The sequence below is a fragment of the Actinoplanes couchii genome (assembly GCF_016862075.1).
Lineage (GTDB): Bacteria > Actinomycetota > Actinomycetes > Mycobacteriales > Micromonosporaceae > Actinoplanes > Actinoplanes couchii.
Window position 1 is genome coordinate 204,889 of sequence record NZ_BOMG01000026.1, and the last position, 20,494, is coordinate 225,382.

Annotated in this window: 17 protein-coding genes; 5 read left to right on the plus strand and 12 right to left on the minus strand. The window is 71.7% G+C overall.

Annotated features, from left to right (window positions below):
• Positions 1-2: 2 nt before the first annotated feature.
• From Aco03nite_RS07740 to Aco03nite_RS07770, 7 genes are read right to left on the minus strand one after another with little or no spacing between them, the layout of a single operon-like run.
• Positions 3-1,610 (minus strand): RICIN domain-containing protein, encoded by a 1,608-nt coding sequence (locus Aco03nite_RS07740; RefSeq protein ID WP_203794077.1) that lies wholly within the window; start codon positions 1,608-1,610, stop codon positions 3-5.
• A gap of 32 nt (positions 1,611-1,642) precedes the next feature.
• A complete protein-coding gene (locus Aco03nite_RS07745) occupies positions 1,643-2,290 on the minus strand; it encodes a hypothetical protein (RefSeq protein WP_203794078.1) in 648 nt (215 codons plus the stop codon).
• Positions 2,287-2,961 (minus strand): hypothetical protein, encoded by a 675-nt coding sequence (locus tag Aco03nite_RS07750; protein WP_203794079.1) that lies wholly within the window; start codon positions 2,959-2,961, stop codon positions 2,287-2,289. The genes Aco03nite_RS07745 and Aco03nite_RS07750 overlap by 4 nt, the downstream gene beginning before the upstream one ends.
• Complete coding sequence (locus tag Aco03nite_RS07755; RefSeq protein WP_203794080.1) at positions 2,961-4,256, minus strand: hypothetical protein; 1,296 nt, start codon at positions 4,254-4,256, stop codon at positions 2,961-2,963. The genes Aco03nite_RS07750 and Aco03nite_RS07755 overlap by 1 nt, the downstream gene beginning before the upstream one ends.
• The gene (locus Aco03nite_RS07760) at positions 4,253-4,540 is read right to left on the minus strand and encodes a hypothetical protein (protein ID WP_203794081.1); all 288 of its coding nucleotides are present in this window, start codon (positions 4,538-4,540) and stop codon (positions 4,253-4,255) included. The genes Aco03nite_RS07755 and Aco03nite_RS07760 overlap by 4 nt, the downstream gene beginning before the upstream one ends.
• A 28-nt stretch (positions 4,541-4,568) precedes the next feature.
• Complete coding sequence (locus Aco03nite_RS07765) at positions 4,569-8,942, minus strand: FtsK/SpoIIIE domain-containing protein (protein WP_239144985.1); 4,374 nt, start codon at positions 8,940-8,942, stop codon at positions 4,569-4,571.
• Positions 8,943-8,970: 28 nt separating this feature from the next.
• A complete protein-coding gene (locus Aco03nite_RS07770; RefSeq protein ID WP_203794083.1) occupies positions 8,971-9,267 on the minus strand; it encodes a WXG100 family type VII secretion target in 297 nt (98 codons plus the stop codon).
• A 182-nt stretch (positions 9,268-9,449) separates the two neighbouring features.
• Here Aco03nite_RS07770 and Aco03nite_RS07775 point away from each other — a divergent pair, with 182 nt between their 5' ends.
• On the plus strand, positions 9,450-10,202 hold the full coding sequence (locus Aco03nite_RS07775) for a hypothetical protein (RefSeq protein ID WP_203794084.1): 753 nt from the start codon (positions 9,450-9,452) through the stop codon (positions 10,200-10,202).
• 89 nt (positions 10,203-10,291) lie between these two features.
• Positions 10,292-10,774 carry a response regulator transcription factor gene (locus tag Aco03nite_RS07780; protein WP_203794085.1) on the plus strand — a complete coding sequence of 161 codons (483 nt, stop codon included), beginning with the start codon at positions 10,292-10,294 and terminating at the stop codon, positions 10,772-10,774.
• A gap of 3 nt (positions 10,775-10,777) precedes the next feature.
• On the opposite strand, the gene Aco03nite_RS07785 is transcribed toward Aco03nite_RS07780, so the two are convergent.
• On the minus strand, positions 10,778-13,507 hold the full coding sequence (locus tag Aco03nite_RS07785; RefSeq protein WP_203794086.1) for an AfsR/SARP family transcriptional regulator: 2,730 nt from the start codon (positions 13,505-13,507) through the stop codon (positions 10,778-10,780).
• A gap of 144 nt (positions 13,508-13,651) precedes the next feature.
• On the opposite strand from Aco03nite_RS07785, the gene Aco03nite_RS07790 reads away from it, so the two are divergent.
• The 3 genes from Aco03nite_RS07790 to Aco03nite_RS07800 all read left to right on the plus strand — a co-directional run bounded on the left by Aco03nite_RS07790 (position 13,652) and on the right by Aco03nite_RS07800 (position 16,055).
• Complete coding sequence (locus Aco03nite_RS07790; RefSeq protein WP_203794087.1) at positions 13,652-13,990, plus strand: PadR family transcriptional regulator; 339 nt, start codon at positions 13,652-13,654, stop codon at positions 13,988-13,990.
• Entirely contained in the window at positions 13,987-14,922 is a 936-nt protein-coding gene (locus tag Aco03nite_RS07795) for an HAAS signaling domain-containing protein (RefSeq protein ID WP_203794088.1), read from the plus strand. The genes Aco03nite_RS07790 and Aco03nite_RS07795 overlap by 4 nt, the downstream gene beginning before the upstream one ends.
• Positions 14,923-15,029: 107 nt before the next feature.
• The gene (locus Aco03nite_RS07800) at positions 15,030-16,055 is read left to right on the plus strand and encodes a helix-turn-helix domain-containing protein (RefSeq protein WP_203794089.1); all 1,026 of its coding nucleotides are present in this window, start codon (positions 15,030-15,032) and stop codon (positions 16,053-16,055) included.
• Here the strand turns inward: Aco03nite_RS07800 and Aco03nite_RS07805 are convergent.
• The 4 genes from Aco03nite_RS07805 to Aco03nite_RS07820 are packed head-to-tail and all read right to left on the minus strand — an operon-like array spanning position 16,043 to position 20,240.
• Positions 16,043-17,056, minus strand: coding sequence for an FAD-dependent monooxygenase (locus Aco03nite_RS07805; protein ID WP_203794090.1), 1,014 nt, complete (start codon positions 17,054-17,056; stop codon positions 16,043-16,045). The genes Aco03nite_RS07800 and Aco03nite_RS07805 overlap by 13 nt on opposite strands.
• A 12-nt stretch (positions 17,057-17,068) precedes the next feature.
• On the minus strand, positions 17,069-18,346 hold the full coding sequence (locus Aco03nite_RS07810) for an AMP-binding protein (RefSeq protein ID WP_239144978.1): 1,278 nt from the start codon (positions 18,344-18,346) through the stop codon (positions 17,069-17,071).
• Complete coding sequence (locus Aco03nite_RS07815) at positions 18,331-19,452, minus strand: 3-dehydroquinate synthase II family protein (protein ID WP_203794091.1); 1,122 nt, start codon at positions 19,450-19,452, stop codon at positions 18,331-18,333. The genes Aco03nite_RS07810 and Aco03nite_RS07815 overlap by 16 nt, the downstream gene beginning before the upstream one ends.
• Positions 19,449-20,240: a 2-amino-3,7-dideoxy-D-threo-hept-6-ulosonate synthase gene (locus tag Aco03nite_RS07820; protein ID WP_203794092.1), complete on the minus strand. Its 792-nt coding sequence runs from the start codon at positions 20,238-20,240 to the stop codon at positions 19,449-19,451. The genes Aco03nite_RS07815 and Aco03nite_RS07820 overlap by 4 nt, the downstream gene beginning before the upstream one ends.
• Between the last annotated feature and the right edge of the window lie 254 nt (positions 20,241-20,494).

Below are 20,494 nucleotides of genomic sequence, written 5' to 3' on the forward strand. Positions count from 1 at the left end.
CCTCACCACTCGGCCTTCTGGACCAGAGCCCAGTCGTGGTCGTCGTTGGCCAGACACGGGACCAGGGCCAGGTGCAGGTCGTTCTCCTTCACCCCGTTGCCCGGTACGTCGATGCAGCTGTCGGTGACCGTGTTGCGCAGCCAGTAGTAGACGAACTTGCCGGAGGTCTTGCGCTTCTCCAGCCGGTAGTACTGGTTGTCGTTCTCCAGGCACGGGTGCTCGACCAGTTCGGTGCCCGACGCCACGCCCTCGGAGCCCGGCGCGTCGATGCACAGACCGTCCGCGGTGTTCTTGATCCAGTAGAGCTGGTTGCCCTCACCGTCGACCTGCCGCGGCACGAACATCCACTCCTGGTTGTCCTTGGTGGCCTTGGCACAGGGGAACTGGTTGACCGGGCCGTTCTCGACGCCGGCGCCGTAACCACCGATGTCGACGCACATCTGGGTGGACAGGTTGAGGATGAAGTACGGCCCGTACTCGGTGGCCTTGACGTTTGCGGCCTTGAGCGGCGGCTGGTTGGTCCGGCCAGCCTGGGACGGCTTCGGGGCGGCCGACGACTTCGACGGCTTCGCGGTGCCGGTGCCGGCCGCCGGGGTCTTCGGCGCGGCCAGCTGCATCCGGGTGTCCTTGGCGTACTCGGCCTGCGCCTTGGTGATCGACTCAGCGAGCGCGGTCACCTCGGCCTTCTCGCTGCCGCGGGTGAAAGCGGCCAGGGCCGGGGCGTACTGCCCGCCGTACTGCTTGGTCAGCTTGCACATGGTGCGGCCGAGCACGGTGATCGCCACGGCCGGCTGCCAGGGGCTGCGGGCCGCCGCCTTGACGTTCTCCGTCCACACCCGCGGCAGGAACTGGGCGATGCCCTGCTCACCGGCCGGGCCGAGCTTGCCGGCGTCGAAACCGGAGGTGGCCATGATCTGCGCGGCCACCAGCGACGGCGGGACCTCGGCGCAGACCTTGCCGGCGGTGACGATCGACTCCACGTAGGCGTCCGGCACCGGGATGGTCGCACCGGCCGTGGCGTACCCGGGGCCGGGGGCCGGAGAGGCCGCGCCGCCACCGAACTCGGGCTGCAGGGCGTACCAGGTGGCGTACCGGTCGACGGTGTTCACGTGCTCCTGTGCGGCGCCCAGGCCACCGGCCTTGATCACCCCGTCCAGGCCGATCCGCTTGGCGGCCAGCGCCAGCTTCCACGAGTCCTCTTCGAGGTTCAGCGTGCGGGCCTGACCGATCAGGCCACAGGTCAGGTGGGCCAGAGCGGTGATCGCGGCCTCCCGGTCGGTGGGCTGCGCGCCCTCCCACGGGATGTTCTCCTGCCACTGCTGCGGGGTCAGCGCGGCCACACCTGTCGCGCCGTTGTCCCGCATCCCCTCGACCGGGGTGACGCCGAACGCGGACGCGGCCATCACCTGCCCGGCCAGGCGCGCGGGGGTGAGCGACGGGCAGGAACCCGCCGCGCTCACCAGTATCCGCACGTCAGCGGTGGACGCCTTGCCACCTTCCAGGGGCTCGGCGGCGATGGCCGCCCGACGCGCGGCGAACGCGCCGGCCCCCAGAAGGACGATCAGTGCCAGGGCGGAGCCCAGGAACACCGGGCGGCTCAGGCTCGGCATCCGGAACATCGGTACCGCTTTCTAATAGTCGGTCAGTCGGACGGCATCTGGGCGAGGACTTCGTCCTCGGTGGGGACGTCCACCCGGTCGGCCCATCGGAGGGTGCCGACCACCGCGTCGAAGAGCAGCGTGATGGCCTGCACCTCCTCGGCCTCGACGTCACCGTCGGTGAGCACGGTGAAGGTGAGCAGGCCCCACACCCCGGGATGGTCGGGAGCTGCCACGAAGTAGCTCACCCGTACCGAAGGGGCTTTGCGTTTGAGGGGTTCGCTGTCGATGATCTGCTGGACCCGCACGGCCGGGCAGCCGCCGATCTCCAGCGCGATCCCGTTGTCGCCGGCGTCGGCCAGGACCGAGTTCAGCACCGTCGTCGGGTCCTCGGGCTCGCCCTCGTCGGCGCCGATCACGGTCAGCAGCAGCGAGCCGGGCAGGCGCATGCCCTGCATCTCGGTCAGCGGCATGACCAGGCCACGGGCGCCCTGGCGCTGGGCCTCGACGGCCGCCTCGACCATGTCCTTGCGCAGCATCTTGCGCCACGGGCCGGCCTTGTCCCGGGGCAGCGTGTCCGGCAGGGCCCGCTTGATGATCTCCTCGATGTTGCGGTCCCGCAGTTTCGCGTACTCCGGCAGGGTCGGGATGTGCACCCAGCCGGTGGGGATGACGAGTTCGAAGTCGATCACGAGGGGTCCTGTACCTTGACGGGCTCTTCTGCTTCCACCGGCGTGAACCGGAGGTGGGTGCTGTCGGCGATCAGGTTCATCGCGGCCTCGATCCCGTGGCCGATCGCCCCGAGCTGCTCGAAGTCGGCGATCCGGGTGTCCAGCAGGACGTCCAGGTCACCCTCCGGCCGCTCCAGGCGCAGGGCCGCCTGCACCCGGCCGAACGTGCCCGCCTCCTCGGTCCGGGCGATCGCGATCACCCGGACACCGTCACCCCGGGAGGTGGAGAAGTACTCGACGTTCGGCTCCCGGATGTCGTCGGGCATCCCCTCGGCGCCGACCATGGCCATCAGGTAGGCCGGGTCCTCGCCCTCGCGCGGCGCCTTGAACTCGGCCAGCAGCATCAGCGGCACCCAGCGGACCTGCTCGCCGAAGAAGCCGGCGCCCCAGATCAGGCGGCAGCCCTCGGGCAGCATGTCGGCACGCTCGATCAGATCGCTCGCCACCGCCGTGCCCATCGCGCCGGGTGTGAACGGGAACGAATCCGGGGAGTCCTCGGGCCAGTTGGCCCGGGCCACCTCGATCTGGTCGCCGACCATCTCGTCGAGGATCTTGCCCATCGACGCGATCCAGGTGTCCCGGTCCTCGTCGGCGGCCGGGACCAGGTCCCAGGTCCAGGAGAGTTCCAGCATCACGCGTCCCCGAGCGCCGGGTGTTCCATCGCCTGCATGGTCGCGACGATGATGCTGACCCCGATACCGAACGCCTGGTTGAGCGTGCCCCAGGCGCCCCAGGCCGCCTGCAGCCCGAGGCCGATGCCGTTGAAGCCGCCGTTGAGGAACGGCAGGCCCTTCAGGAAGCTCAGGTCCTTGAACGTGGTCAGGCCGCTGAAGTTCTTCCACCAGGTGCTCATCAGGCCGTTCAGGCTGTTCTTGAAGCCGTCGAAGCCGTTCAGGAACATGTTGCTGAAGCCGTTCTTGAAGTTGCCCCAGATGCCGCTGAACTTGTTGCCGAGGCCCTCGAAGAACCCGACCTTGCCGGGGTTGAAGGTGATGCCGCTGAAGTTGAACTTGATGTTGGTGACCTTGCCGTTCGGGCCCAGGATCAGCGTCCACTTGGCGCCGAAGCCGTTCTGGAAGCCCTTCCAGCTGCTGACGTAGGACGCGATCTTTGAGCCGAACTTGGCCACCGCGGCGCCCAGACCGGCGAGACCCAGCCCGACGGCGCCCAGGACGACCGAGAGCACGCTGCCATCACCACCGGCCAGCAGGACGCTGTCGGCGATCAGTGTGACAGCGCCGGCGACCACCCCCGCTACCACGATCCATCCGACGCCGGGGAACAACACCGCCAGGAAGGCGAAGGCCAGCGCGATGTACCCGAAGATCTTGCTGAGCCACTTGAAGAACTTCATGATCTGCCAGCCGATCTTGTCGGTCAGGCCGTCGTCGTAGTTCTTGCAGTTCACCGCGTCGCCCAGGCGCTTACCGGCCACGCTCAGGGCGTCCAGCGCGGCGTTCAGCTTGTTCTTGGCGGTGGTGACGTCCCCGCTCGCCTCGTCCTGGAGGCGCTTCTTGTCGATGCCCTTCTGCTCCTCCTCGGGCGGGATGGTGCCGTCCGCGCCCTTCTGCGGGTCCGGCAGGCCGTTCGCCCGGCTCAGTGAGGCGTTGGCGTCGGCCTCCGCGGACTCGGCGGCGCCGACGTCGGTGAAGGCCCGCTCGAGCTCCGGCTGGTAGATCCCGATCTCGGTCGCCGCGTCGTGGTACCGGGTGCCGGCCTTCTGCAGGCTCTCCTTGATGGACTCGGCATCCTCTTTGATCTTCTCGGCCCAGCTGCCCTTGAGGCCTTCCTCGCCGGCGCTGACGATCTTGGAGAGCTGGCTGACCGTGTCCTCGATGGTGTCGGAGATGTGCTTGTACTTCTTGTGCGCCTCGGCGATCCGGGCCGGATCGGACGCACGCATGGTCTTGATACGGCCGTCGCTCACTGTTCTCCGTCACTCTGCAGAGTCTTGAAGAGTTGCAGGTCGCCCTCGGTCCAGGCCTCGTCGGCCTTGTCGATGCGCTCCTTGAACTTCTCCAGGTCCTCGACCATCTTGTCCCGGTTGCCGGTCCAGTTGTCCGCGAAGTCACCCATCGACAGGTTCGCGTTGTGCTGGCCCCACTGCTTCTCCAGCCCGTTCTCGAGGTCCAGCGCCCCCTTGAACTGAGAGATGATCTCACCGAGGTTGCGCGACAGATCGTTGAGTCCCTTGACCACGATGTCGGCCATCAGCACACCGCCTTCCGTGTCGTCGTGTTCACGCGCCCGCCGCCTGTTCCGGCAGAGGAATCTGAACTGCCTGGAGCGTTCCGTCACCGAGGTGCACCCGGGCCACGCCGGGGACCACCTTGTCGGCGATGGCGGCCCGGGTCAACCGGACACCGACCAGATCACCGGCGCTCAGAGTCGGCGGGGAGAGCAGCGCGCCCCGCCGGTTCTTCTTGACCTCCACCTGCCAGCCGGAGAAGCCCAGCGCCACCGAGGAGATCTCCCCGGCGATGATCACCGCGCGGCTCTTGCCCGACGCGGTCCGGATCAACTGGCGCAGGTAGTCCTTCGCGGCGATGTCCCGCCACACCTCGGCGTCGTCGACCAGCAGCGCGACCGGCCCGTCCGCGGAGTCGAGCAGAGCGGCGAACTCCTCCTCCTCCGGGTTCTCGCCGGTCACCGCGCCGCGTACGCCGGGCTTGCCGACCAGGTCCAGCAGCGGCGTACGCATCGGCGCGCCGATCACCAGTTCCATCCCGGACCGCAGCAGCGACTCGGCCATCACCTTCAGCGCGGTGCTCCGCCCGGACCGGGACGGCCCGGCGATCAGGAACGTCGGCGCGTCCTCCAGCGGGTTGACCCCGATCGGCGCCAGGTCGTCGCCACCGACACCGACCAGCGCGTAACCCGGACGCGGGGTGCCGACCAGTTCCCAGGCCTGCTCGAAGTTGAGCTCGGTGGGCATCGTCGCGATCTTCTGCGGGCGCTGCGCGCGGGGCACTTCGGCGTCCCGCTCGGTCAGCCGGACCGCGATCTCCTGCATCGCGGCCACCTGCGCCGGTCCGCTCGGATCGGCGGCGATCAGGGCGACCTGCACCTCGATCTGGGACACCGCCCGGTACCCGCGGCCGGCCGGCATGTTCTCCGGGATCTTCCGCTGGTTCAGCCCGGCCAGGGCCGCGTCGGTACGGTCCGACAGCCGCAGCACCAGCTTCTCCTCGACGAGCGAGGCCATCCGGCCGCTGAGCAGGCTGTGGTCACCGGCCACGATCAGGTGCACGCCGGTGCTCGCGCCCTCGCGCAGCAGGGTGTAGATCTGGTCGGTCAGCGTGCCGTTGTCGTGCTCGCTGAGCGTGCCGAGGAAGCCCTCCCAGCGGTCCAGCAGCAGCAGGATGTGCGGCAGGCGCTCGGCAGCCGGCGCCGAGGCCCGCTGCTCGGTCAGGTCGGCGAACCCGCCCTGGCCCAGGATCCGCTGGCGGCGCTGCACCTCCTCGTGCATGCGCTGCAGCAGCCGGCTGGCGCGTTCCACGTCGGTGCGCTGGGCGACCGCGCCGCAGTGCGGGAACCGGGTGATCGGCAGCAGCGCGCCGTTACCGCAGTCCAGGCCGTAGATGTGCAGGTCGGCGGTGCTCGCCGCGGAGGCCGCGGCGGTGGCGATGGTGCGCAGCGCCTGCGACCGGCCGGACCGGGGCGCGCCGATGATGTGCAGGTGGCCGAAGGTCGACAGGTCGATGGTCATCGGAACCTGCTGCTGGCTCTTCGGCAGGTCCTGCACCGCCCAGGCGAACGTCGGCTCGCCCCGGCTGTCCACCCGCGGCTCGGTCGCCAGGTCGGCCATCGCGTTGGTCGGCAGGGCCGGCAGCCACGGACGGCGCTGCGCGGCGATCCCGATCATGTCGTTGGCCTGGCGGATCGTCGACACCAGCACGGACAGGTCGGTGGCCTCGTCGACCTCGACCGTCGCGCGGGGGCGCTGCGGCACCGGGCGGCCCAGGTCCTGCCAGCCGACCTGGTGCAGGAACGGCGCGATCACCGACTCGGTGACGTTCTGCTGCGGGCGGCGGCCACCCACCCGGCCGGTCTGGAACGGGATGAGCGAACTGTGGCCGAGTCGGGCGTACGCGCGTCCCGGGGTGGCCGGGGAGATGCTGGCCGCCTCCCGGGCGTCGATCACGTCCGAGCTCTCGGTCGCGTCGGTGACCCGCAGCGCGATCCGCAGGTTGGTGTTGGCCCGGATCTCGGCCGAGACCACACCGCTGGGGCGCTGGGTGGCCAGGATCAGGTGGATGCCGAGGGACCGGCCCCGCTGCGCAATGTTGACCAGACCGGTGACGAAGTCGGGCAGTTCCCGGGCCATCGACGCGAACTCGTCGATGACGATCAGCAGCCGCGGGATGACCTCCGGGACCGGCCGCCGGGTGGAGTAGTCGACGTAGTCCTCGATGTCCTTGGCGCCGACCGCGGCGAGCAGGTGCTCACGGTGGGTCAGCTCGGCGCCGAGCGAGGTCAGGGCCCGCTCGACCAGGTGGGTGTCGAGGTCGGTGACCATGCCGACGGTGTGCGGCAGGTCGACGCAGTCCTTGAAGGCCGCGCCGCCCTTGTAGTCGACCAGCACGAAGTTCATCGCGTCCGGCCGGTTCGCCACCGCGAGGGAGGCCACCACGGTCTGCAGGAACTCGGACTTGCCGGCGCCGGTGGTGCCGGCGACCAGGCCGTGCGGGCCGTGCGCCACCAGGTCCAGCGCGAACGGGCCGTCCATGCTGTAGCCGATCACCGCGCGGGTGTTGCGCGGCGAGGCGTTCCAGCGGGCGCTGATCGCACCGACCGACGGGTCCTCCAGCTTGATCACTTCGAGCAGTCGCGCGGCGGCCGGCAGGGCGGCGTCCCCGGCGGTGTCGCTGATGTCGCGGACCGGGGCGAGCCGGCGGGCGGTGTTCGGGAACCAGTCGTCGATCACCTCGTCGACCCGGATGCCCTCGATCGTCGCGGCGCGCTGCTGGCGCAGCGTGGTCGGCAGGCCGTCGCCGCCGAGGACCATGGTCGAGCACTCCTCGGGCAGGGTGCGCTCGTCGTTGTCGATACAGATGAAGTAGACGCCGACGGCCGGGCCGGCCAGCAGCAGCGAGACCACGCCGGGCAGCGCGCGCAGGCGGCGGGCGCCGTCCAGGACCACGACGATGTCCGGGTCGGTGGCGTGCCCGCCCTGCTGGGCGTTCATCCGGGCACGGCGGCGGGCGTCGACCAGCTCCAGCAGCTCGGCGATGCGGCGGGCGGTCGTCTCGGCGTCCATGCCGATCAGGGTCAGGGTCTGCTGGCCCAGGGACGGCCGGGTGTGCGGCAGCCAGGCGGCCCACTCCCACAGGGCGCTGCCGCCCGCGTCGGTGAGCACGTAGAGCTGCAGGTCACGGGGGCTCTGCGCGACAGCGAGCTGACCGGTGATCCAGCGGGCCAGGCGGCGCGGCCACTCGCCGCGGCCGGCCACCCCGGAGACACCGGCGAGTTTGATCGAGAACGCCACCGGGACGTCGACCAGGATCCGGTCGGTCTGCCGGTCCCGTCCGGCCTCCTCGACGGTGATCATGCTGGGCAGATCGGCGATGCCGACCCGGACCACCAGGTGGTCGGGGTCGGTGACCCGGCGCTCCCACAGGCGGGCACGCGGGCCGGTGGCGACCATCAGCAGCTCGGCCGGGTCGGGTGAGGCCACCCGGCGGTCGGAGCGCTCCAGGACGGTCGTCTCGGCGATGTGCTCCTCGATCGCGGCCACTCGCGCGTGGTGCTCGGCCAGCTGGGCCTTGAAACCGGTCTTGCCCTGCCGGCGGCTGGTCCAGTAGTTGCCGATCACCATGATCGGGGTCATCGCCGCGAACATCAGGTACATCGGGTTGCGCAGGACCGACGCCATGACGATGCCGAAAGCGGCGGGCAGCGCGGCGGCGAGCCACGGCAACGCGTTCGGCTGCGGCGGCTTCGGCTCCTGCGGGATCTTGAACTTGTCCTGCCGTTTCGGCGGCAGCAGCCGGGGCGGACGGTTGTAGTCCAGGTACTCGTTCTCCGGCGACGGCTCGATCACCGCGTCCGGCTGGAGCAGCGGGTGCGCCTCCAGCGTGGTCGGGCCGGCGGTCAGCTGCGAGGTGTCCCGCCAGGCCACCTCACCCTCGGCCAGCTCCTCGCGGTCCAGCAGCAGGGTGCCCTCGACTCCGCGGACATGCACCTCGGCGTCGAAGGTGACCCGGACGATCGCGGCCACCGAGGGCACACCGTCCAGCCGTACGGCACTGCCCTGAACCGAGCCGATCCGGTGTTCGCCCGGACCGAGCGACCAGACCCGCCCGGCACCGGCGCCGGTCACGGCACGAATCGTGACCAGGCCGCCGGTGGTGCCGTACGGCGCCGGTCCCGGACCACCGATCCACAGCACCGACCCGTCGTGCACGCCACTGGCGGACAACGGCAGGTCGAGGTCGAGCGGGCGGTCGTCGAGATGGACCGCCCCGGTGTCCGGGACTGCACCGTGCGCGAAAGCCGACGGGTCGAGGCTGTCCAGCAGCGTCTTGACGATGTCCCGTACCGGAGTGGCGGGATCGGCGTCCACGACGACGTCGGCCGACCACGCCTCCGGCGACGCGAGGGTGATCAGCATGCGCACGGCGTACTCCTCTGTGGTGTTGTTACTTCTTGAGAGAACCGGCCAGCTCGGTGTCCATCGAGCGCAGCGCCTCGACGGCCTTGTCCAGCCACTCGGACAGCAGGGTCAGGTTCTCCATGAGCTCGTTGGCGGCGCCGACGAACTCGGTGTGCACGGTCTCGAACTCCTTGGACGCCGTGTCGGTCACGAAGCCCGAGTTGGTGAGATTGTCCACGATGGACTTGCACTCGGTCAGACGAGAGTCGATCTCGTTCTTGTTGTTGCGCATCCGGGTCGCGCTGTCCTGCATCTCCCCGTAGGTGATGTTCAGGTTCGCCATCGGGTATTCCCTTCGAAGTGCGAGCCGCGCGGCAACGCCCGGCCCGGCGATCGGCAACGTCGATCAAACTAGGAAGGGACGCCGGGAAGGTCCAGTTTCCTCTGGTGATGTTGGGCCCCTGGGCCCATGGATGTCGACGGGACTCGTTGACAGCGGTTACCCCGCGTACCGACGATCGCCGGATGAACAGGCCGGACCGGACTCCCGTACGCCCTCCCGCCCAGGGCACGCAGCAACGATCCGGCGCCTGGACCGTCGATCACGCCGTACGCGCCCTGGCTACCGCGTGTGCCGAATGGCAGCGCCCGGTCCCGCAGGTCGGCGCGCTGGTCCTCGGGCCGGACTCGGTGATGCTGCGCCTGTCCTGCCCGGACGAGGCCCCGCCGGCCGGCTGGATCGCCGAGCAGGCCGGCCGCACCTGGACGATGCCGTTGCGGGAACTGCACTCGGCCCCGGTGAGCGACCACGTCACCGACGCGCTGCCGATGCTCGTCTCGATCGGCGCCGGCGACGAGGGCCGGGTGATGCTCAATCTGGCCGAAGCGAACGGAATGATCAGCCTCACGGGTGATGACGCTCTGGCACGGGGCATGGTCAGATCGTGGTCGCGGCGGTTGACCACCGGTCCGTGGGCGGCGAACGCCCGGGTGATCCGGGTGGGGTTCGAACCGGATCAGGACTTCACCGGGTGGGACGTGTCCCGGCTGGTCGAGGCCGCGCAGGTGCTGGACGCGCCGGAAGGCGGGATCGTGCTCTTCGCCGCTCCCCCGCAGGGCCGCGACCTCTACCTGGTGGACCGGCTGCTGGAGGAACCGGTCCGGCGCTGGACGGTGGTGTCGGTGCACGGCGAGAACGCGACCTGGCGTTTCACGGTGAGCACGGACGGCAAGGTCGACACCGGTCTCTTCAAGGAGCCGCTGCTCCTGCGCTCGTGAAGAGATTATGAAGAGGCTCTGAAGCGAGCCTCAGCAAACTGGCGATCATGCCCACGGTCACCCCCACCCCAGGCACAACCGGCGGACGAGTGCGTATCGCGATCTCCAGTCCGGAGATTCTCGCGCACATCCGCCAGGAATTCGCCAGTAAAGGCCTGGACGTGCTGATCGACGGTCTTCCGTCGGTCGACGTGACCGTCACCCCGGTTTCCTCCGGCGCCCCGCCCGCGAACGGCGCGCTCGCCGAGGCGCTCAACGGCCTGGCCGGCCCGCACACCCGCCGCCGGGGCCCGGCCACCGCCCGTTACCGGCTGGCCCTGGTGCCGCACAGCAGGCCCACCCACAAGCGGCCGCCGGCGGCGCCACCGGTCACCCGCGAGCGGCCGCAGCTGTCCCCGCGCGAGTCCGAGGTGATGGAGTCGATCAGCCGCGGCATGCGCAACGCCGACATCGCCGCCCAGCTGCGGGTGCAGCAGAAGACCGTGAAGAACCACGTGAACCGGATCTTCACCAAGCTCGGCGCGAGTTCCCGGGTCGAGGCGGTCCTGATCTGGCAGCGGACCAGGAGCTGACGGTCAGCCGCCGGAGGCCAGGAAGTCGCGTACGTCGCCGGCCTCCTCGGCGTCGAGCTCCTCGAACCGGAGCAGGGCCCGGCGGGCCAGCGCCTGGGTGTCCTCACCCGGCGCGCCCACCCGGGCCAGCCCGAACAGGGCCACCCCCTGGTGGTACCGGTCCCCGGAGTCCTCGCTGATCCGCAGCGCCTCGGCGAACGCCGCCTCGGCCTCCGGACCGCCCAGCCCGTGCCGGGCCCGGCCGACGTTGATCAGCAGGTTGGCCTCGATGATCTGACTGTGCGACCGGCGGGCGTAGACCAGTCCCGGCTCGCCGGCGCCGATCGCCTCGGCCCAGTGCCCGGTCTCCGAGTACAGCTCGCAGAGCACGTCGTGGGTGGCCGCCAGGTAGTAGTCGATACCCTCCCGCTCGGCCAGTTCGAGCGCCTCCAGGGCCGGGTTCAGCGCGGCGGCGTACAGCTTGGCCTCCCGCAGGGTGGACGCCAGATTGCCGAGCAGGCTGATCCGGAAGCGCCAGTCGTCCGGCCCGTCCAGCAGCGCCAGCCCGAGCCGCAGCTGCCGCACCGCGATCTCGTTGCGCCCCATCCGGGACCAGGCGACGCTGCTGTGGTTGTGCAGGATCGCGCGGGCCACCCGGTTACCCTCGGCGCGGGCGCCGTGCATCGCCGTGTCCAGCAGCTCCAGCCACTCCGCCGGGTGCCCGGCGGTGTAGAAGTAGTCGAACATCAGCGCGGTCAGGTGCCAGGCCGGTGCGTACAGACCGGCCGGGCCGGCCGCCCGGAGCAGCGCCAGGATGTTCTGCGCCTCCCCGATGCACCACAGCAGACAGTCCCGCTGGGAGTCGAAGAGCACCGGCGGCACCTCGGTGCGCGGCGGCGTGATCGGCCAGCCCCGGTCCACCATGCCGTTGCCGGCCCGGGACACGGTCGCCCGGTACCACTCCAGCAGCCTGGTCAGGGCGGCCTGCCGTTCCTCCGGGTCGAGGTCCGAGGACAGGCCTGCCGCGTACGACCGGACCAGGTCGTGCATGGTGAACCGCTCGCCGTCCTGCTCCAGCAGGGAGAGGGCGGCCAGCCCGGACAGCCACGCGCCGGCCTGCCCCGGGGCGACGCCGAACAGCGCGGCCGCGTTGTCCCGGGTGACACTCGTGCCCGGCAGCACCCCGAGCATCCGGAACGCCCGCGCCTCACCGGCCCCGAGGGCGGCGAACGACCAGGACAGCACGCCCCGGACCGAGAGCAGCGGATCGTCCGGGAGCTGCAGCGCGTCCAGCCGGTGCTGCACGTCCTCCAGCTGGCCGACCAGGTCGCCGAGCTTGACACCGGCCGTCGACACCACCTGCTCGGCCGCGATCTGCAGGGCGAACGGCGACCTGTCGCACAACTCGGCGAGACGGCGGGCCGACTCGGGCTCGGCGTCCACCCGGTCCGGGCCGACGGTGGTGCCGAGCAGGTCCAGCGACTCCGGCACGGTCAGCGGGCCCAGCGGGATCCGGCGGGCCCCGTGCCGGACGTTCATCCCGGCCAGCCGGTTACGGCTGGTGACGATGACGAAGCAGGTGCTGCCGCCGGGCAGCAGGTCCTCGATCTGCTCGGCCGACGCGGCGTTGTCCAGGATCACCAGCATCCGCTTGTCGGCCAGCAGGCTGCGCCACAGTGCGGTGCGCTCCTCCCGGCCGCCCGGCAGGTTGCGGGCGCCGACCGAGGTCAGCAGGTGTTGCAGGGCCGCGTCCGGGGTGAGGGCGGTGTGCGACGGGTCGAAGCCGCGCAGGTTGAGGTAGATCTGGCCGTCCGGGTAGGTGTCCCGGAGCAGATGCCCCGCCCGTACCGCCAGGGAGGTCTTCCCGATCCCGCCGACCCCGACCACGGTGACGATCCCGCGGCGGCGCAGGGCCCGGCCGGTGCCGTTGCCGACCAGCACCAGCAGCTCGTCGGAGCGGCCCACGAACGCCTCGTTGTCGTGCGGCAGCTGCGCCGGGCGGGTGACCGTGACGGTCGGCGGGCGGTCGTCGTCGAGGATCTCCGCGTACGCCGCCTGGGTTGCCGGGGACGGGCTGATCCCCAGGTCGGCGGCGAGGACGCGACGCAGGTCCGCGTACTGCGCCAGGGCGTCGGACGTCCGCCCGCCCCGCTGCAGGACCCGCATCAGCACGACCCGCAGCCGCTCGTCGAACGGATGGGCCGGCACCTCGGCGAGCAGGCGCTCGGCCACCCCCGCCGCGGGCGGGGCCAGCTCGGCGTGCTCGATCAGCAGCCGCAGCCGCAGGCCGGCGAGCCGTTCCCGGGTCTGTGCCACGAACGGGCCGGGGACCGCGGCGAAGAGGGTGCCAGCCGGCCACAGGGCCAGGGCCTCCTCGTACAGCGCGGGATCCTTCTCGGTCCTCGCCCGGGTGGCCAGATCCTCGGTCCGGGCGACGTCGAACATCGCCCGGTCCAGTCGCAGCCGGTAACCGGCACGGTCGCTGATCAGCAGATCCTGGGCGTCGCCGAGAGCCCGCCGGAGGCCGGTCAGATAGGTGTGCAGGCTGCCCGCGGCGGTGGCCGGCGCGGACTCGCCCCAGACCCGGGCGACCATCTCGTCCCGGGAGACGGTGACACCCGAGCAGAGGGCGAGCACCGCGAAGACGGCACGCTGCTTGGGCGGCCCGAGGTCGATCTCCCGGTCGCCGGTGGTCGCGGTGAGCGGCCCGAGCCCCGTGACCCGCAGGCGTGGTCCGGCCATCGGTGTTGCCAACTGCTCACTCCTCGCGGCACGGAAGGCAAGAGCGGGTGGTAACGATAGCGCAGCCGGATTTCGAACGAACCGGTCAATCCACCGCCGTCTTCATCACCCGTAGTGACCATAGTAAGGTCTTGCTACGCAAGGTATCTTGTATCCATGGACATCATGCGCGAGCGGATCACCACGAACATCCGCAAGGGCGTGCTGGAGTACTGCGTCCTGGGCCTGCTGGCGCGACGCGAGATGTACGGCCTGGAGCTGGCCGACAGACTCGTCGAGCGTGGCCTGATCGCCGGCGAGGGCAGCCTCTACCCGCTGCTCGCCCGCATGCGACAGGCCGGGACCGTGGAGACCCACTGGCAGACCCCCGAGCAGGGGCACGCCCGTCGGTATTACTCGGTCACCCCCCGGGGCCGGGAGCAGTTGGGGGTTTTCGCGGCCGTGTGGCACGACATCCGGCCACACGTCGACGAGCTGACAGCGGAGGAAGAATGACCAGCGAGGCCCTGCCCGAGGCGGCGGAGACCTATCTCCGGGACCTGCGGGCCGCCCTGTCCGACGTGCCGCCCGGCGCCGTCTCCGAGATCGTCGAGGACGTCCGGGCCCACCTCACCGAGGCGGTGGCGAGTGGCCGCGACCTGGACGAGGCGCTGGCCGGCCTGGGCAGCCCGCAGGAGGTGGCGGCGCAGTCCCGTGAGGAGCTGGGCGTCACCCGGCCCGAAAAGCCCGAGCCCGAGCCCGGCCCCGATCCGCGGCTGCGCGCGCTCGCCGTGACGATCGGCGCGCTGACCGCCGTCTACGCGGGTTTCATCATGGCCCTGCAGGCCGACGACGGCTCGTTCCCGATCGGCGAGGCCCTGCTCGCCCTGCTGCCGGCGCTGCTCGCGGCACTGCCGTTCGCCCTGCCCCCGCGGCTACGGGAGCGCGCCGACATCGCGGCGGCCGCCCTGACGACGATCTACATGGCCGTCTTCTTCGGCACCACGACCACCGGCGTGCTCTTCCTCCCGATGGTGCTGCTGCTCTGGGCGGCGGTGATCGTGCCGTGGCGGATGCGGCACACCCGCGGCCGGGTCGCCGTCCGGCTGTGGCACGCCACCGCCGGTCTGCTGGTCGCGCTCCCCGGCCTGGCCGCCGCGGCTTCGATCAGCAAAGAGATGATCGCGGTCGTCAGCGTGGGGTCGCTCCTCTACATCGCCGCCCCGTTCACGCACGCGGTGCTGTGCGCGCTCGGCTTCCGCGCGGCGTACGGGGTGCTCGCCGTGGCCGGCACCGCGTCGATGTTCGCCGCGCTCTACGACGACGTCGGCTTCCTGCTCCTGGCCTTCTGGTGGTTCGGCGGCCTGTACCTGACCGTCGGCGCGATCGGCTGGGTCACCACCCCTACCCGCCGTCGGCTGCCCACCCCGGCCGCCGCCCTGGATTAGCCACTGTTGGATGGCCGACTCGGGGAAACCGGGCAATGCGCTACTTCTAGCGGGTCTTCCCGCCGTGGCGGCCACACCATCGGATCCGACCCCACGAGGAGGATCCGATGGCACAGGTAATTCCCCTGATCGGGCGGGACCGGGAGATGCGGTTCTGCGCCGGGCTGCTCGACTGGGTGAGCCCGGCCCGGCCCGCCGTGCTTCTCGTCGAAGGGCCGCCGGACAGCGGGCGGGCCCGGCTGCTGCGGGAGGTCGCCGCGCTGGGGCGACGGGCCGGCGCCACGGTGACCGCCGAGCCGGGCCGGGTCGCGCTGGTCCGGGAGTCCGCGTTGCTGGTCGTCACCACCGCGCCGATGCCGGCCGGGACGCACCGGCTGTCGCTGGAGCCGCTGCCGCCGGCCGAGATCCGGCGGCTGCTGGCCGTCGCCCTGCCCGGAGTGCGGGCCGGTGCCCGGCTGCTGGATCTGACCCGGGTGGCGGCGGGCCGGCCCGGCGCGGTGGTCCGCCTGCTCGCCGGGCTGCGGGAGGAGGGCCTGCTGCGGATCGTGGACGGGGCGGCCGTCCCGGATCCGGTCCGGCTGCCGCACCGGTTCCGGGCCCGGCTGGCCGGCCGGTTCGCGGCGCTGTCCCCGGCCGCCCGGCATCTGGTGCAGGCGGCGTCCACGCTGCGGTCGCCGTTTCCGCCGGCCCGGCTCGGCGCGCTGCTCGGCGGCACGGTGATCGGCCTGCTGCCGGCGATCGAGGAGGCGTTCGAGGCGGGTTTCCTGGTGGCCGCCGGTGACACGATCGCCTTCTGCCACGAGCTGGTACGCCCGGTGATCGAGGAGTCGCTGCCGGGCGCGGTGGTGGCCGCCCTGCACCCGGAACGGGCCCGCCGGGAGCGCCCGGTCCGGATCATCGACCCGAGGGCCGGGGCGGACGCCAACTGGAGCGCCCTCAGCGACCGGGAAATGCAGATCGCCGATCTGGTCGGCCTGGCCCTGACGAACCGGCAGATCGCGTCCCGGGTCGGCCGTTCCCCGCACACCGTCAACTTCCACCTGCGGCAGATCTTCCGGAAGCTGGGCGTCTGTTCCCGGGTGGAGCTGGTGTCGCTGCTGCGCCGCCGGGAGGACCGGGGTCAGACCGCGTAGAGCCAGTCGTGCCCGTCCGCCGGGGCGACGGCCAGCCCCCGGTCCCGGTCCCGTTGTCCGGGCCCGTCCGGCAGGTGGTGCACCCGGAGCCCGGCCCGGGACAGCTCGTAGACGCGCCGGACCCGGTCCCGGCGGGACGCCCGGAAGGCCGTGAGATCGGGACTGCGGGCCAGGGCGACGGCGTCCTCGATCGCCTGGGCGGCGCCCTGGGCGATGAACGGCAGGATCGGGTGCGCGGCGTCGCCGATCAGCACCACCCGGCCCCGGTGCCACACCGGGGCGGGCGGCAGGTCGTACAGCGCGCGCCGGTCCCACTCCCCCGCCCGGCCGAGAAGCCCGCGCACCACCGGATCCCAGCCGCCGAACGGATCCGGGTGCCGGCCCGCCGGAGTGACCGCGACCAGGTTGAGCAGGCCCGGGGCGATCGGGTAGGCCACACAGTGGCGGCCGGGACCGAGCCACACCCGGACACCGGGCGGCGCGTCCGACCGGATCACCGCGCGGGACGCGACCAGGCCGCTGTCGATCGGTTCGGCCGGGGCGACCACGGCGCGCACTGCCGAGCGCAGGCCGTCCGCGCCGATCACCAGGTCGTAGCGCTCCCGGCTACCGTCGGTGAACTCGATCGTCACCCCGGAGCCGTCGTCACGCACCGTCGCACACCTGCGGCCATAGTGGACGTCGGTCCGGCGCAGCGCCGCGGTCAGCAGTCCCCGTCGCATCGTCAGGTAGGGCGCGCCGTACCGGCTCAGGTCGGTCCGGCCGAGGACCGTGCCGTCCGCCCAGCGGAGCAGTTCCCGGGACGTGACCTCGACCGCGAAGTCCAGGTCGACGCCGAGTTTCCGCAGTTCAGCGACGGCGTTGGGCGATATCTGGATGCCGGTGCCGTCGTCGTCGGGCGCCGGCCGCTGTTCGTGGACGACACAGTCGGCGCCCTGGCGGGTGAGCGCGATCGCGGCGGTCAGGCCACCGATCCCCGCGCCCACGATGCCGATCCGCACAGCAAGCCCCTCTCAGTAGTAACGCAGGGCCCGATCCCAGTCCTCACCCGCGGTGAACAGACTGCGGGGTTTCATCACCTCGGGCGCCGCGGTCAGCACCCGTTCCGGCACCAGCGGAAGAGCCTCGACCCGGCATTCGATGTCGTACGCCGTACCGACGGCCCCGTGCAGTACGGCGATCGCGGCGGCCCGGTACGTGTCGTCCACCTCGATCTGGATCAGCAACTCCGGCCCGCTGTGCCGGGCCCGCCAGAACAGCACGCCGTACTCGTCGGGCAGCCCGAACACCACCTGCTCCAGCCCCACCTGGGTGATCCCGCCGCCGGCTTCGAAACGGCCCAGCACCCGCACCACCGGCAGCGCCCACCCGCACGGGCAGTCCGGGAACGTCACCTCGACCCGGTCGCCGATGTGGTACCTGAGCAACGGCATCGCCTCCCGGCAGAGCGGAGTGACGACGAGTTCACCGGATCCCTCGGCGCTGATCCGGCCGGTCGCCGGGTCGTACACCTCGAAGATCGCCCGGTCGGCCCAGAGGTGCAGGTTCCCGTACCGGCACTCCCCGGCCAGTCCCCCGGTCTCGCTGGCGCCGTACTCCTGCACGACAGGCGCGTTCCACAGCCGCCCGATCCGGTCCCGCCGGGCCGGGCTCAGCGGCTCCCCGGCGACGAGCAGGGCCCGCAGCGCCGGGAAGTCACGGCCGGGCCGCAGTCCGGCACGCCCCGCCGCGGCCGCCCACACCAGGGTCTCGGTCGGCAGCGACCAGGTTAGGGTCACGTCCAGGTCTTTCAAGAGCTTGACCACTTTGGCGTACGGGGTGGCCATCGACCTGTTGTCGGCGGGCACCACGGTGGCCCCGTTCGCGAGCGCGGCGGCGTGGGCCACGTGCCCGGTGAGCATCAGCGCGTACGGCGTACGCACCAGGAAGGTGTCGGTGGCCCGGATACCGACCCGCATCCGCGAGTACCTGTCGATCAGATCGGTCCAGTCCGCGGCGGTGTAGTAGGACGCGGTCGGTGTCCCGGTGCTGCCGCTGGACTCGTGGTAGGTGGCCAGCCGGGACCGGTCCACCGCGAGCATCCCGAACGGGTACGCGTCCCGCAGGTCGTCCTTGCCGGTCAGCGGATAGTCCGCGAGCTCGGCCCGGTTGACCGGCACGCCGTCGCGCCGGCGCTGGTAGAACGGCGACGCGGCGGCCGCGGCCAGGGTGCCGGCCAGCAGCTCGTCCTGGACCTTGGTGAGCCCGGCCCGGTCCGTCCAGTCCCCGATGCCGGTCACAGCTCGTGACACAGTTCGTCGATGGGATAGCCGACGTGCCGTTCCCGGCCGGGCAGGTGGCCGAGCAGCTCGTCGCCGGGTTTCAGCTCGGTGGAGTTGTGCACCACCCCGCCGGGCCCGAGCAGCCGGACGTGCCAGTCGTCCTGCACGATGACGTTGAGCTGCTCGCCGTCCGGCGCCACCGCGTCGATCGCCAGCAGCGGCCGGGTCTCGATCTTGACGCGGCCGACGGTCACCGGCCTGGTCCGCCCGTCGGCGCGCACCGCCAGCACGGTCGACCCGGCCCGCAGTTCGCACAGGTACCTGGTGCGCTCGTGGTCGGCGAGCGTGTACGACATGATCGCCCCGGCGTTGACCCGGAACGGCCGCATCGGCATGTACGGCAGCGGATGGGTCTCGCTCACGCACAGCAGCAGTCCCCGGGACCGCGAACCGACCAGGATCCCCTCGTCCCGCCCCAGATGCGAGCAGGTGTCCACACAGGCCCGTTCGCCGGAGCCGACGTGCCGGATCCCGGTCACGGTCAGGGTGACCAGGTCCAGGTCGGGGGAACCGCGCCGGACCACCTCGGCCAGTTTGGTGGCGTCGCCCGGACCGCCCGGCCGCAGCATGATCCCGTCCGGGCCGCGTTCCAGCACGGTCAGGTGCACCGAGGCCTCGTCGATCGAGGTCACCTCGGTGACGATCCGGCCGTCCGCGCCGTCGGCGGCGGCCAGCACGATCTCCAGCGGGATGTGCGTGGGGTCGTGGAAGCGCAGTACGGTCAGCTCGTCCCGGCGGACCCGTTCGCACGCCAGGTCCAGGCTCGCCGCGTCGGTCACGTCCACCCGGCTGCCGAACCGCACCCCCGGATGCTCACCGGCGAGCCGGGCCGGGTCGCCGTGCCGCACCGGGTCGGCCAGCACCAGGTCGGCGTCGCCGAAGTCGCCGGGCAGCTCGGCACCGGTCACCACCAGCACCCGGGTGACGGTCGGCGGCAGCCCGGCCAGGTCCGCCGGGTCGTCCGACACGATCGCCTCGAACCGCAGGTGGACGGCCTCCTCGGCGACCCCGCGCCGCCACTCGCCGGCCTGCCGCAGATCGATCCAGCAGTCCCGCTCCCTCATCCGCGCGCTCATCCGACGGCCACCGAACTGCGGTCGTGCACGACGGCGGCCAGACGTCGCAGCATGGCGGCCGGGTCGTCGGCGGTGAACACCAGCCGGCCCACCGCCACTCCGGCGGCGCCGGCCCGCATCGCCGCGGACATCCGCCCGAGCACCGCCTCCGGGCCCGGCACCGGCGCGCCCCCGGCGGCCAGCACCGGCACCCCGGCGCCGGCGACCACCCGGGCAGCGGCGGCCGGGTCCTCCGGCAGCGCGGTCTTCACCAGGTCGGCGCCCAGCTCGGCGGCGACGGCGACCGCGTGCGCCACCAGGTCGGCCTGCCGCCCGTCCCGGACCGCGGGGCCGCGCACGTACATCATCGCCAGCAGCGGCACCGACCACCTGTCGCAGTCCTCGGCGACCCGGGCCAGGTGCGCGATCTGGGTGGCCTCGGTCCGGGAGGCCGCGTTGACGTGCACGCTGACCGCGTGCGCGCCCAGCCGCAGCGCCTCCTCGACGGTCGCCACCGGATATTTCGCGTCCGGGTCGGCGGCCATCGCGGTGCTCGCGTTGAGCTGCACCGTCAGCGACAGGTCCCGGAACCGGTTCGGGCGGATCCGCCGGACCGATCCCTTGTGCAGGACCACACCGTCGGCGCCGTTCTCGGCCAGCTGAGCGACGAGCGTGTCCAGATCGGCGCCCGGGCGCAGCGGGCCGGCGCCGACCGCGTGGTCGAGCGGCACCAGCAGCAGGCCGGAGCCGCCCCGGCGTCGCAGGCTCCCCAGGCGCAACCGGCGCCCGAAGGACTCGTTCCCGTACATCGTTGCCTCCCCTGATCGGGTTGTTCCTCACCAACGGTGACCGAAGCTAGCGGCGGCGACGGCGGGCGGCCCACTGCGCGATCGAGTGGGAAGTCGTTCATGGACGACGCGAAAGCCCTGTTCAGCCCCGGTTCCGGGAATGACGGACGATCCACTCCCGACCGTTCGGGTAGTTGCGGCGGCGGGTGGACGATGCCACTCCCCGAGTTGACTGTGATAGATATTCAGTCAGATCGACACGGGCCACCACGGGG